This window comes from Hymenobacter psoromatis (genome assembly GCA_001596155.1).
Lineage (GTDB): Bacteria > Bacteroidota > Bacteroidia > Cytophagales > Hymenobacteraceae > Hymenobacter.
The window spans coordinates 174,791-187,240 of record CP014771.1; the positions used below are offsets into that span (position 1 = coordinate 174,791).

10 protein-coding genes are annotated in these 12,450 nt (G+C 62.8%); 3 read left to right on the plus strand and 7 right to left on the minus strand.

Features of this window, described 5'->3' with window-relative positions:
- Nucleotides 1–5: 5 nt before the first annotated feature.
- Entirely contained in the window at nucleotides 6–560 is a 555-nt protein-coding gene (locus tag A0257_00810; GenBank protein AMR25770.1) for a hypothetical protein, read from the minus strand.
- 239 nt (nucleotides 561–799) lie between these two features.
- On the opposite strand from A0257_00810, the gene A0257_00815 reads away from it, so the two are divergent.
- The 3 genes from A0257_00815 to A0257_00825 all read left to right on the plus strand — a co-directional run bounded on the left by A0257_00815 (nucleotide 800) and on the right by A0257_00825 (nucleotide 4,223).
- Nucleotides 800–1,159: a hypothetical protein gene (locus tag A0257_00815; protein AMR25771.1), complete on the plus strand. Its 360-nt coding sequence runs from the start codon at nucleotides 800–802 to the stop codon at nucleotides 1,157–1,159.
- A gap of 46 nt (nucleotides 1,160–1,205) precedes the next feature.
- Nucleotides 1,206–2,090, plus strand: coding sequence for a hypothetical protein (locus A0257_00820; protein ID AMR25772.1), 885 nt, complete (start codon nucleotides 1,206–1,208; stop codon nucleotides 2,088–2,090).
- 144 nt (nucleotides 2,091–2,234) lie between these two features.
- Nucleotides 2,235–4,223, plus strand: coding sequence for a 1-hydroxy-2-methyl-2-(E)-butenyl 4-diphosphate synthase (locus A0257_00825; GenBank protein AMR25773.1), 1,989 nt, complete (start codon nucleotides 2,235–2,237; stop codon nucleotides 4,221–4,223).
- A 412-nt stretch (nucleotides 4,224–4,635) separates the two neighbouring features.
- Here the strand turns inward: A0257_00825 and A0257_00830 are convergent, their stop codons facing one another.
- The 6 genes from A0257_00830 to A0257_00855 form a co-directional block, all read right to left on the minus strand.
- Nucleotides 4,636–5,163: a hypothetical protein gene (locus tag A0257_00830; protein AMR25774.1), complete on the minus strand. Its 528-nt coding sequence runs from the start codon at nucleotides 5,161–5,163 to the stop codon at nucleotides 4,636–4,638.
- A gap of 61 nt (nucleotides 5,164–5,224) precedes the next feature.
- Complete coding sequence (locus A0257_00835; protein AMR25775.1) at nucleotides 5,225–6,841, minus strand: hypothetical protein; 1,617 nt, start codon at nucleotides 6,839–6,841, stop codon at nucleotides 5,225–5,227.
- A gap of 32 nt (nucleotides 6,842–6,873) precedes the next feature.
- Nucleotides 6,874–7,491 carry a hypothetical protein gene (locus tag A0257_00840; GenBank protein ID AMR25776.1) on the minus strand — a complete coding sequence of 206 codons (618 nt, stop codon included), beginning with the start codon at nucleotides 7,489–7,491 and terminating at the stop codon, nucleotides 6,874–6,876.
- Nucleotides 7,492–7,525: 34 nt separating this feature from the next.
- Complete coding sequence (locus A0257_00845; protein AMR25777.1) at nucleotides 7,526–8,857, minus strand: hypothetical protein; 1,332 nt, start codon at nucleotides 8,855–8,857, stop codon at nucleotides 7,526–7,528.
- Between the two features lie 204 nt (nucleotides 8,858–9,061).
- Complete coding sequence (locus A0257_00850) at nucleotides 9,062–10,744, minus strand: hypothetical protein (GenBank protein AMR25778.1); 1,683 nt, start codon at nucleotides 10,742–10,744, stop codon at nucleotides 9,062–9,064.
- Nucleotides 10,745–10,940: 196 nt separating this feature from the next.
- Nucleotides 10,941–12,269 (minus strand): transporter, encoded by a 1,329-nt coding sequence (locus A0257_00855; protein AMR25779.1) that lies wholly within the window; start codon nucleotides 12,267–12,269, stop codon nucleotides 10,941–10,943.
- Between the last annotated feature and the right edge of the window lie 181 nt (nucleotides 12,270–12,450).

Sequence of the window (12,450 nt, forward strand, 5' to 3'; positions counted from 1 at the left end):
CTGCGCTACTCGACGGCTACCGGCGGCTCGCGGTGGGCGGGCAGCTGCCGGGCCGGCTGCTGAAGCAGCGCGGCAGCTTCCTCGTCGGTGAGCACGCGGGCTTCGGTGGTGCCGTCGGGAAAAATCAGGCGGCTGGCGGCCTGGCGCAGCTCGTCGAGGCGGCTCAGGGCGTCGGTCACGGTGGGGTTGGCTTCGAGGCGGGCGAGCAGGCCGCTGGCGCGCGCGGCCTGAAACAGCTTTTCAAGCACGAAAGGCAGCACCCAGCCCGCGATATTGGTCATGAAAGCCCCACGCAAGCCGATGCGCAGCAGCAGGCGGGCGGCCATGCGCTCCAGCAGCAGGGCGCGGGCGGCGGGCAAGGCCTTATCGGCCAGAAAATCGGCTACCAGCCGGGCGTGGCCGCTCTGAATTTCGGCGCGCAGCACTTCCTGCACCGAATCGAGGGTGCGCTGAACCAGCTGCCGAAACAGGCGGCCCGTTTGCCAGGCGCGCAGGCCGGTGTGGCGGGCCGCGGCCAGCACCTGGCCGGGTAGGTTGGGGGGTAGGGAAAAATATTTCATGGTAGGCGGGCCGGTAGCACAGTCAGGCAAACCGTTTAGCCTTAACAACGGTTAGGAAAGCGGAGCTGGTAACTAGTTGATTTTGGCTAAGGTAAAAGCAAATGTCAGCCGGGTAGAAACCAGGCGTAGAGGTGGGGTGTTAGGAACGGAATTTGGCAGAAAATGGCCGGTATCCGGCTACCTATCCCTTTCGATGATATTCAACCAAAGATTCACTAATTTTGGTCTTTCCCGCTTCCATGTCCGATTTATTACTCGACATTAATCTTCAGCAAGTACCCGATGCTTATCTGGCGGGCGCTTGGCGGGTAGCCCACCGGGTAATTAACCGGGCCGACCCGGACAGTGCCTTGGCCCAAGCCACCAGCCTGCTGCTGAGCAAGGAGCTGCTGGAGTTGCAATCGCCTACCCTCAGCGAAATCGGCAGTTGGGCCGTGCAGCGCGACGAGCTGCTCAACCGCCCCTACCTAAGCCTGAATTTTCTGACTGAGGAAACGCGGGCGCTCGTAACGCGCCTGCGCCGCACCTCCGACGGGGCTCGCAGTCAGCTTAATCTGTATTTCAGCTCAGGCCTGGAAATGCAGCTCGACCGCCCGTAGCCCCGCTTTATTTCTGAAAATATCCTGCTCTATATCCGCTTCTGCCGTGCTTAACTCTGCTGCTACCCCGCTCCCGAACAAGGAAGAAGAATTTCAGTTTTTGGCTGATTTTATTCCGCAATTAGTCTGGATAACCGACCCCACGGGCTTCCATACTTATTTTAATCAGCGCTGGATTGACTACACGGGTTACACGCTGGCCGACAGTATGGGCTCCGATATATGGAACAACCTACTGCATCCCGACGACCAGGCGCGCGCGCGCCTGGTATGGGGGCACTCGCTGGCCACTGGTGAGAAGTATGAGATTGAATATCGATTTAAATCGCAGGAAGGCGGGTACCGGTGGTTTTTGGGCCAAGCCCTGCCCCGGCGCGACGCGGCTGGCAACATCGTGACGTGGTTTGGAACCTGCACCAATATTCACGCCCAAAAGCTGGCTAGTGAGCAATTGCGGGAGCGCGAAGCGGAATTTGCTACCCTGGCCGATAACATGGCCCAGCTCGCGTGGATGGCCCGGCCCGACGGTTATATTTATTGGTATAACAAGCGGTGGTACGATTACACGGGTACTGACCTGGCCGCGATGAAGGGCTGGGGCTGGGACAAAGTGCATCACCCCGACTACGTGCAAGAGGTGGTGGCGGCCGCTACCCAGGGTTGGGCGAGCGGGCAGCCTTGGGAGCTGACCTTCCCGCTGCGTGGCCACGATGGCGAATACCGCTGGTTTCTGACCCGCATTGAGCCTATGCGTGACGAGCAGGGCCAGCTGGTGCGCTGGCTGGGCACCAACACCGACGTGACCGAGATGCGCCAGCTGCAAGAGCAGCTCCAGAACTCCTACGCCGACCTGGAGGCGAAAGTCACTTTCCGCAACCTGGAGCTGGAGCACGAGGTGCAGCGCCTGCGCAAGGAAATGGGTAATGAGTAATAGGCAATGGGTAATGGGGTAGAGTCATTCCACAATTCTGAATGACCCTACCCTCATTACCCATTGCCTATTACTCATTACCCCCGGCCGTACCTTTGCGGGCGGGCCGCAACTTTCGCCGGCCGGCGTAGTCTTATCCAGGTGATGAACAAAACCTATTGCCCCAGCCTGACCGAGTATAAGCGCCGCGTGGCGCGGGTGGTGAATATTGGCGGTGTGCCGATGGGCGGCGACTACCCCATTCGGGTGCAGAGCATGACCACCGTGGACACAATGGACACGCAAGGCTCGGTGGAGCAGACGCTGCGCATGGTGGCGGCTGGCTGTGAATACGTGCGCATCACCGCGCCCAGCGTGAAAGAGGCGCAGAACCTCTTGAAAATCAAGCAGGAGCTGCGGGTGCGGGGTTGCAACGTGCCGCTCATCGCCGACATCCATTTCACGCCCAACGCCGCCGAGCTGGCCGCCCGCATCGTGGAGAAGGTGCGCGTGAATCCCGGCAACTACGCCGACAAGAAGAAATTCGAGGAAATCGAGTACACCGACGCCAGCTACGCGGCTGAGGTGGAGCGCATTCGCGAGCGCTTCCGGCCGCTGGTGAAAATCTGCAAGGAGTACGGCACGGCCATGCGCATCGGCACCAACCACGGCTCGCTATCTGACCGAATACTAAGCCGCTACGGCGACACGCCACTGGGCATGGTGGAGTCGGCGCTGGAGTTTTTGCGCCTCTGCGAAGAAGAAAACTACTACGACGTGGTGCTGAGCATGAAGGCCAGCAACACCCAGGTGATGGTGCAGGCCTACCGCCTGCTGGTGCAGAAGCTCGACGTGGAAGGCCTCCAGCCCTACCCCCTCCACCTGGGCGTAACGGAGGCCGGCGAGGCCGAAGACGGCCGCATCAAATCGGCCGTGGGCATCGGCACGCTGCTCGAAGATGGCCTGGGCGACACCGTGCGCGTATCGCTCACCGAAGCCCCCGAGGCCGAAGCGCCGGTGGCTAAAATGCTGATTGACCGCTATATCGGCCGTGCCGCGCTGGCGCAGCCCATCAAGCCGCTGGCCGGTCCCGAGCCGATTGACCCGTTCCAGTATCACCGCCGCACCACGCACGAAGTGGCCAACTTCGGCGGCCTGAACGTGCCGAGGGTAGTCGTGAGCCTGGCCAGCCTGCCGCAGCTGGAATACGCCGACCTGCGCGCGGCCGGCCACCTCTACTCGGCATTTCTGGATAAGTTTCAGATGTCGGACCAGGGCGCCGACTATATCTACACCGGCGAGCGGCCGGTGCCGTTTATGTTGCCCAATGGCCTGAAAGAGGTCCTGAACTATACCGCCTGGGTCGATGCCGGCCAGCGCTCGCATCACTACCCCCTGATGACGGCCGACCGCTACACCGACGACCCGCCCCGCCACCCGAAGCTTAACTTCCTGCTAGTGAGCCTCGATACCCTCGACCAGAACCTGCTGCTGCACCTACGCCACGACCCCACCGTGGTGCTGGTGCTGGCCACCACCAACGCCCATGCCATGCCCGAAATGCGCCGGGCCTTCTTCGACCTGCTTAACAGCCAGGTAACCTGCCCCGTGCTCCTGGCGCGCTCCTACCCCGACCAGCCCCTGGAGCAAACCCAGCTCGACGCGGCCACCGACCTCGGCGGCCTGCTCATCGACGGCCTCGGCGACGGCGTAGTGCTGGGCACCGAGCTGCTGGCCCCGCGCCCCCAGGCCGAGTGGCTGGAGTTGCTGAGCAACTACAACCAGCTGAGCTTCGGCATCTTGCAGGCCGCCCGCACCCGCATGAGCAAAACCGAGTACATCAGTTGCCCCAGCTGCGGCCGCACGCTCTTCGACTTGCAGGAAACCACGGCCCTGATTCGGCAGCGCACCGACCACCTCAAGGGCATCAAAATCGGCATCATGGGCTGCATCGTGAACGGCCCCGGCGAAATGGCCGACGCCGACTATGGCTACGTGGGGGTAGGGAAAGGCAAAATCGCCCTCTACCGCGGCCAGGAAGTTATCAAAAAAGCCGTGCCCGAGGAAAAGGCCGTGGATGAATTGATTGAGCTGATGCGCGAGGACGGGAAATGGATTGAAAAGGAAGTGGTGGATGAGCCGGTGGGGGCGTAGCTGATGAGCAGACAGTCGAGCGCTTATACTTATTTGGCTTTCTGGGGCGAAGAATTTTCTCCCCAAGAGTTTTCGTCCCTTATTGGTTTGCAAGCCACTTCCTTTAAAATAAAAGGAGAAAGAGTTCGAGTAGGCATTCTTGCTAAAGAATGTTCTTGGGAATACAAATGTAATAGCACTGACGACTGTATTGGTTTAGATGAATCGCTGGAACAATTGCGCGTAACGTTTTCAGAGCGAGCAGAATTAATTCGACAATTTATGTCGAATCATCTTATGCAAGCCCGATGCATAGTAGTGCTCAAGCTTGGAAAAAGAGAAAACCCAGGGCTTCGCCTTTCGCCTCAATTCATGCGTTTCTTAATAGAAATCGGAGCTGGCTTTGAGCTAGATGGTTACCAATAAATAAAACTCACCGTCCCAAGAAAAACTCTCGAAACCGCGCCAATCCCTCCAATTCCCGCTGCACGTAGGCGTTGAAAAACGACTCGCCTACCTGCCGGCGCAACACCGAAATGCCCACGTCAATTAGCCGCAAGCCCTGGGCGGTGAGCAGGATATTATCGAACCGCTCGCCGGGTAGGTTAGAGGGGCGTTGTATGTCGTGGTGTGCGAAGCCGGCGTCGTGTAGGGCGCGTAACTCATCGGTGAACACGTCAAGCTGTATTTCGCGCATCTCCACTTCGTGGGCGCGAAAATCGAGGGGGTAGAGGCGCTCCATCACGAGCATATCGACGCCGAGCGCTTCATTCGCTTCCAGGCGATGGAACTTGACCACCAGGCCGTTGACCTCATTGGCGAAGCGTATTTTCTCGGCCTCTGAACCAATGTCGGAGCGGGTGTCCTGGCTGAAAATCTTGCCGACTTCAGTCGCGGAAAGGGCGATAACGGCGTTGCTGGCCCCGCGCGAAAGCTGGCGGGGGTAGCGTTTGGGTTCCATGTGGCGGCGGGAAGGGGGTAGGGCCGAAGATACGTGGGCGCTCCCCAGCCCGCGTGTTTGCCTACGCCGCCGCGCCGCCGCCTTCGCCCTCGCCGGGCTTGTTGGCTTTCATGAAAAAGACCAGGCCGATGGACGCGATGCAGACGATGGTCAGCAGGTAAAAGGCGTCGTCGTAGGCGATGGTGGTGGCTTGCTGGATAACGCTGCGGTAGATGACTCCCTGGGCCTGCCGGGTGGCATCAATCGCGCTGCTGTTGACGTGGCCAAACACGCCGCCGACAATCTGACGCAGGCCGTTGGCGTAGTCGGGGTTGGTGAAGGTGAGGTGGTCGATGAGGCGGCTCTGGTGGAACTGCGCGCGCCGGGCGATAACCGTCTCGATGGCCGCGATGCCGAAGCTGCCGCCCAGGGTCTGGAAAAGGTTGATGAAGGTGGCCGCCTGGTTGGTTTTAGACTTGGCCAGCCCCACGTAGGCGGCCACGTTGATGGGCACGAACAGGAAGCCCAGGCCGATACTCTGGAACACCCGCGACTTCGCCACGGTCGCAAAATCAATGTTGAGGGACAGGATGTGGGCGTAGTAATAGCAAGACCCCGCGCTGACAATCAGCCCGAACATTATCAGCCAGCGGGCCTGCACCTTGCCCGTGAGCCAGCCCACAATGGGCATGAGAAAGATGAGCGCTATCCCACCCGGCGTAATGGCCAGCCCGCTATCTACGGCCCGGTAGCCGAGAAATATTTGCAAAAACTGCGGCAGCTGCGTGGTGGTGCCGTAGAGCAGGGCTCCCACCACGAACATGACCGCGATGGAAGCGGAAAACGTGCGGTTGCGGAACAGGCTCAGGTCGAGGAGCGGGTTCTTGGTGCGCATCTCCCACACCACGCCGGCCACCAGCAGCACCACGGCAAGAATGGCCAGGTAGAGAATGGTGCTGGAGCTAAACCAGTCGAAGCGCTCGCCGCGGCTCAGCACGTATTGCAGGGCGCTGAGGCCGACGCCCAGCAAGCCCAGCCCGATGTAGTCGATGCTGAGGCCCTTGGCCCAGGCGGCGGCTTTTTCCTTGATTAATTCCGGTGGGTCTTTCACCAATGCCGTCACCAGAAAGGCTGTGAGCAGGGCCACCGGCACGTTCACGAAAAACACCCAGTGCCAGCTGTAATTATCTACCAGCCAGCCGCATAGCAGCGGCCCTATGGTGGGGGCTACCACCGTGGCCACGCCGTAGAGCGCAAATGCCTGCCCGCGCTGCTCGGCCGGGAAGGCATCTTTGAGAATGGCCTGCCCGATGGGCGGAATAATGCCCCCACAAACGCCCTGCAACGCCCGCATGGCCAGCAGCATGGGCAGCGACGACGACAGCCCGCACAGCAGCGACGATACCCCGTAGGCTATCAGGGCGATGGTGAAGAGCCGGGAGCGACCCACAACCGTGGCCAGGTAGCCGGCCGTGGGCAGCGTTACGGCCTTGGCCACCAGCAAGATAGTAATAACCCAGGTCACATCGTCCTGCGACGCGCCTAGATTGCCGCCGATATATTGCAGCGCCACCGACACGCTGGAATTGTCCAGCACGTCCATGAACGTGCCCAGCGCCACCGTAATGGCGATGGCCCACTTCAGGTTGCCGGCCAGCGCGGACCCAGTGGGCTTGGACATGGTTTGCGTTTGCGCCATTGCGGAGAAGAGGGGGGGTAGGGCGGCCGGCCTTAGCGCGGCGTGGTGTGCAGGTGGGTGCGGGCCTGCGCCACGGCTTCCTGGTAGTGTTGGAGAAAATCGGTGAGAATTTCCGCCTGCGTCACGCTCTCAATCTGGCGGTCGTCGCGCCAGGAAGCGAGCAGCTCAATGGTTTTGGTGCGGGTAGGCTCCTTGTCGGCCTTCTTGTCATCGCCTTCCGGGGGCTTATCGCCGCCACCTTCTTTGTCGTCGGCTTTATCATCGTCCTTCTCCTCTTTGGGCGGCGGCTCGGGCTGGCCCTGCTCAGCAGTGATGGCCTCAGCCAGCTTGTTTTCCTCAAACCAGCAGTGCACGTAGGGCAGCACGGCCTCGATGCGTACCTCGGCCACGATGGCATATTGAAACTCGACCGGCCCTTCCAGGTGCCGCACGATGAGATACACGCGGCCATCGTCGAGGCCGGTGTCGCAGGTGCGGGCGTGTGCGCTTAGCGCAGCGGCGGCGGTTTCGAGAGCCGGACGGGCAGTATTCGTATAAAAATCGGTCTGGCGCTGCAGATTGTCGATAAACGTCTGGTCCTCGTGCGCGAGAGTGGCAAAAAAGCCGTTGAGGTCGGCTTGCCAGCGGCCGGGGGGGGTAGGGGCTTCCATGAGCGAAGAGCGGTTGAGCTTGACAGTAAGAAGGTTACTTGGGACCCACCCGACGGCGGGCAGCGTGGTCCACCACCTGGGGGCTGGCCTCCACGTGGCTGGTGTCGGCGGCTTGTTGAGTAGGCTTGACGGTGATATCTACCTCGGGCGTCACCGACATGCCGGGGGCCAGCAGGTGCAGGTCGGGCTGGCCATCGAACACTATTTTGACCGGAATGCGCTGCACCACCTTCACGTAGTTGCCGGTGGCATTTTCGGCCGGCAGCAGGCTGAAACGCGCCCCGGTGCCGCGCTGGAAGCTCTCGACCAACCCCCGAAACTGCTTGCCCGGATAGGTATCGACCTCAAGCAGCACCGGCTGGCCCACCCGCATGTGGGTCAGCTGCGTTTCCTTGAAATTCGCCGTCACCCAGAGCTGGCCATAGGTGATGAGCAGCAGCTGCTGGCCCACGGCCACGGTCTGGCCCTCGTCCACGGCCTTGCCCGTCACGCGCCCGGTTTCGGTGGCGTAGAGCTTGGTATAAGAGAGCTGGAGCCGAGCCTGGTCGGCGGCGGCCTGGGCCTGCGCAATCTGGGCATCGGCCACGCTGATTTGCTCCGTGGACTGCCGGTAGTCGTTGCGGGCCTGGGTCACTACGGCGGCGGCCTGGCCGGCCTGGGCGCGGGCGGCCTGAGTGCGCTGGTCGGCGGCGGCGGCCTGGTCGGCGCTGGCGCGGGCGGTGGTCAGGGCCTGGTCGTAGCGCTGGCGCGACACGGCATCGGTTTTATACAGCTCGGCGTAGCGCTGCTCATCGCGGGCATCGTTAGCGGCCTGGGCCTGGGCGGCGCGCGCCTGGGCCTGAGCCTGGGCCACGCTGGCTTCGGCGGCGGCCAGCTGGGCCTGCTGCTGGGCAATAACGCTGCGCCGCGAAGCAATGGCCCGCTGGGCGGTGGTGCGCTGGGCGCGGGCGCTGGTCACCTGGGCCTGGGCCTGGGCCTGCTGGGCCTGGTAGTCGCGCGGGTCTATCTCCAGCAGCAGCGTACCCTTCTTTACCAACTGATTATCACGCACGTACACCTTCAATACCTGACCAGCCGCGCGCGGGCTCACCCGCACGGCATTGCCCTCCACGAAGGCATCGTCGGTGGTTTCGTGGTCGCTGGCATACCGATAATAGTGCACGCCCCAAATCACCAGCAGCACCAGCCCCACCGCCGCCAGCAGGAGAAACCAGGCGCGCCGGTAAACGGGCTTGTCGGCGGTGTCGGCGGGCGCATCCTTGGCCTGCGGCTGCACGCGGCGCGGGTTGTGGCCCACGCGCTGGTCGGGCGCGTCCGAAGGGTCGGCGACTTGCCGCCGGGCGGGAGACGTAAGATTATCGGCCATTTATATAGTAGTTTTTTGGTTTTTGGTGGCTAGTTGCTTATTCAGTGGAAAACAGCACGTCATTTCGAGCTTGCCGAGAAATCTCGCTCGCATAGCAGAACGACACCCAAACGACCACGAGCGAGATTTCTCGGCAAGCTCGAAATGACGTGCTGTTTTCCGACGTTCTATTTTCTACTGAATAAGCAACCAGCAACTTGAAATTTATAAGCGAAAAGACTGCGCCGTGCCCGTAGCCGCGGCAAAATTGAGCCGCGCCGCGCCGTACTGCGCCAGCGCCTGCACGCGCAAAGCGCGGGCGTTGGCCAGCGCTGCCTGCGCTTGCAGCACTTCGAGGTTGTCGGCCACGCCGGCCCGGAAGCGCTGGGTAGCCAGGGCCAGCTCGCGGTCGGCCAGGGTCAGTTGCTCGTCGGCGGCCCGCACCTGAGCGGCGGCCAGGTTCCAGCCAATCAGAGCTTGGCGCACATCCTGTTCCACCTGGCCGCGGGTGTTGCCCAGCTCCAGTTCGGCCTGGCGCTGCTCGCTCAGGGCGGCCTTCACCCGGCCGCCGATGTAGCCGCCATCAAACACGGGCACGCTCAGAATCACGCCGTAGGTGCGCGTGGCGCGGTCGCTCTTGAAAGGCGTCACGGCCGACTGCCCGTAGTCGCCGGCCGCGCTGATGACGGGGTAGCGGGCGGCGGCGCGGGCGCGGCGGTCCAGCTCTTTCTGGGCGATGGTTTGCTCCGCGATGCGCGCATCCAGCCGGGCGGCCTGGGCCGGTGCCAGGGCCTGCTCCACGGTGGGCACCGCTTCGGCGCGGGCCGCCAGCGTGTCGGTGAGCACCGTGGTGTTGCCCTGGGGCAGGCCCACGGCGCGCGCCAGGTCGAGGCGGTCCTGGGTGGCACTGGCCTCGGCCTGGGCCAGGCGCAGGCGCTGCTGCGACGCGCGCACCTCGGCCCGCACCACGTCGATGCCGTTGGCGATGCCCGCGTCGCGCTGCTTTTGCGCCAGCTGGCGCAGGGCCTCGGCCAGGGCCAGGTCGGCGCGGGCCGCCCGCACGTCGAGGCTGCCGCGCTGGGCGTTGAGGTAGGCCAGGGCCACGAAGGTGGCCACTTGCTCGCGGGCCAGCTCGGCGGTGAGGTCGGCTACCCGCACGGCCGCCGCGCTGCTTTTATACTGGCGCAGGGCCACGATATTGAGCAGCGCCTGCGAAAAGTTCAGCCGGGCATCAAACGTATTAAAAGGCCCCACAAACGACGGAATGAGCGGTGCCGCCGCTGGGCCGCCACCCATACCGCCACCCATCATGTCCGGGCCGCCGCTGGGGGCCAGGCCCTGCGCCACCAGGTTGAGGGTGCGGTTTTGCTGGTAGGCCGTGCCGGTGATGTTAGGTAATAAAAATGAGCGCACCTGCTGGCGCAACGCCCGCGCCTCGGTAGCGCGCTCGGTGGCCAGTAGGGTAGTCAGGTTGTTTTCCAGGCCAATGGTCATGGCTTCGGAAAGGCTGAGGGTGGCCGGGGCCACGGCCAGCGTGCGGGCCGCGCCGGTGGGCGTTCCCATCAGGTTGCCGCTGCGGGGGGCACTGCCCACCTGCGCCGGGGGGGTAGTGGTGCCGCTGGGCTCGCCCAGGGTGCCGGTGCCGCCGGGGCTGGGGGCGCCCTGGCCAGCGGGGGCTGGTTGCCCGGCTCCGCCAGATGCCGGGCTGGGCGGCCCGGCCGGGGGGCGCTGCATTTGCTGCTCTTGGGCGGTTTGCTGCATTTGCTGCTGCCGCTGCTGCAACTCTTGCTGCTGTTGCTGGCCCACGGGCGGCCCGCCAATGCCGCCCGGCTGGCCGCTGCCGGCCGCACCAGGCCGCGTGGCCGCCGGAGCCGCCGGGTTCGACTGCGCCGCCGCGCTCAACGTCATGGCTAACAGCCCTATTCCGGCAGCCGCGGCCCGGCAGCAGGAGCAGCCCGGCAGGAAATCAAGGTTTCGCATACACGCCAGCATCAAACTTTAACGCCTTTTTAATGTCGGTTTTAATGCGGAAAACCCGTAATTGGCTGAACTGTTTAAAAAATGCTTACCCCGTCGCGACTACCTGAGCCGTAAACGGGACCAGCTAATCGGTATGGTCCTCCCGATAGGCAGGGGCCGGCACAACCGAGTAGGGCTCCGCCACCGGGTGGCCGCGCAGGGCCAGCTGGTGCCGGGCCTCGTCAAACTCCCCCTCGCTCTTGGCGATGACCAGCGTGGCAATGCCGTTGCCGATAACGTTGGTGATGGCCCGCGCCTCACTCATAAAGCGGTCCACGCCCAGCAGCAGCGCCACGCTCTCGACCGGGATGGTTTTAGTGGCCGCCAGCGTCGAAGCCAGCACGATAAAGCCCGAGCCCGTGACGCCCGCCGCGCCCTTGCTCGTGACCACCAGAATGGCAATCAGCGTGAGTTGCTGAGCGAGGGGTAGGCGAATGTTAAAGGCCTGGGCCAGAAAGATAACCGCGATGGAAAGGTAGATGCTCGTGCCATCTAGGTTGAAAGAATAGCCGGTCGGAATGACCAGCCCCGCCACTGAGCGCGAGCAGCCGTAGCGCTCCATTTTATCAATCATGCGCGGCAGCGCCGACTCGGACGACGAGGTGCCGAGCACCAGCAAAATTTCTTCCTTGATAAAGCTCAAATACGGTCCCAGTCGCAACCCGTAATAGCGCAAAATGAGGTTTAAAACTCCAAAAATGAACAAAAACATGGTGCCGTACACCACCAGCATCAGCTTGCCCAGCGGCAGCAGGGTAGCAATACCGTACTTGCCAATGGTGAAGGCCATGCCCCCAAACGCGCCCAACGGTGCCAGCCGCATCACCAGCGCCAACACCCCGAACATGACTTCCGAGAGTCGCTCAAACGTGCGCGTCAGCGGCGCGCCTGCACTTCCCAACCGATTGAGCGCCAAGCCAAACAGCACCGAAAAGAGCAGCACCTGCAGGATGTCGCCCTTGGCAAACGCGCCCACCACATTGTCGGGCACGATGTGGGTGAAAAACTCCACCCAGCTCATATCGCCGGCCTGGGCCGTGAATTTGGCGGCTTCGGCGGTTTGGCGGGCATCGTGCAGCACGACCTGCGCGGTGGCCCGCACGCCCGTGCCCGGCTGGGTCAGGTTGGCCATCCCTACCCCAATGGCCAGGGCCAGCGTGGTCACCACCTCAAAGTATAGCAGCGCCTTGCCGCCCACCCGGCCCACCTGCCGCAGGCTGCCCATGCCCGCGATACCCAGCACCACTGTCAGGAAAATGATGGGCGCTATCAGCATCTTTATCAGGTTGATAAAGGTATCGGCCACGGGCTTGAGGGCCGCCCCAACCGTGGGAAAAAACGCCCCCACGGCCACGCCCAACGCAATGGCGATGAGCACTTGCACGGTGAGGTTGGCAGACCAGCGTTTCAGCATCAGCAGGGGGGGTAGGGCAGGAAAAGCGAACGGGCAAGTTACCGCCCGCCCGGCAGGTCGGGCGGCTGGCACAAGCTGCCTGGGCCGGCGACCAGCCCACCAAACCAGGCAAATACGGGGAATAAATCGGGCATTTCGACAATCTTTCCGGCGCGGCGCGTGTTATTTTGCCATACCCAAC

What these genes read in the sequence shown, in the direction of transcription:
- A0257_00810 (AMR25770.1), bottom strand. Translation starts at nt 560, where the DNA reads ATGAAATATTTTTCCCTACCCCCCAACCTACCCGGCCAGGTGCTGGCC.
- A0257_00815 (AMR25771.1), top strand. Translation starts at nt 800, where the DNA reads ATGTCCGATTTATTACTCGACATTAATCTTCAGCAAGTACCCGATGCT.
- A0257_00825 (AMR25773.1), top strand. Translation starts at nt 2,235, where the DNA reads ATGAACAAAACCTATTGCCCCAGCCTGACCGAGTATAAGCGCCGCGTG.
- A0257_00830 (AMR25774.1), bottom strand. Translation starts at nt 5,163, where the DNA reads ATGGAACCCAAACGCTACCCCCGCCAGCTTTCGCGCGGGGCCAGCAAC.
- A0257_00835 (AMR25775.1), bottom strand. Translation starts at nt 6,841, where the DNA reads ATGGCGCAAACGCAAACCATGTCCAAGCCCACTGGGTCCGCGCTGGCC.
- A0257_00840 (AMR25776.1), bottom strand. Translation starts at nt 7,491, where the DNA reads ATGGAAGCCCCTACCCCCCCCGGCCGCTGGCAAGCCGACCTCAACGGC.
- A0257_00845 (AMR25777.1), bottom strand. Translation starts at nt 8,857, where the DNA reads ATGGCCGATAATCTTACGTCTCCCGCCCGGCGGCAAGTCGCCGACCCT.
- A0257_00850 (AMR25778.1), bottom strand. Translation starts at nt 10,744, where the DNA reads ATGACGTTGAGCGCGGCGGCGCAGTCGAACCCGGCGGCTCCGGCGGCC.
- A0257_00855 (AMR25779.1), bottom strand. Translation starts at nt 12,269, where the DNA reads ATGCTGAAACGCTGGTCTGCCAACCTCACCGTGCAAGTGCTCATCGCC.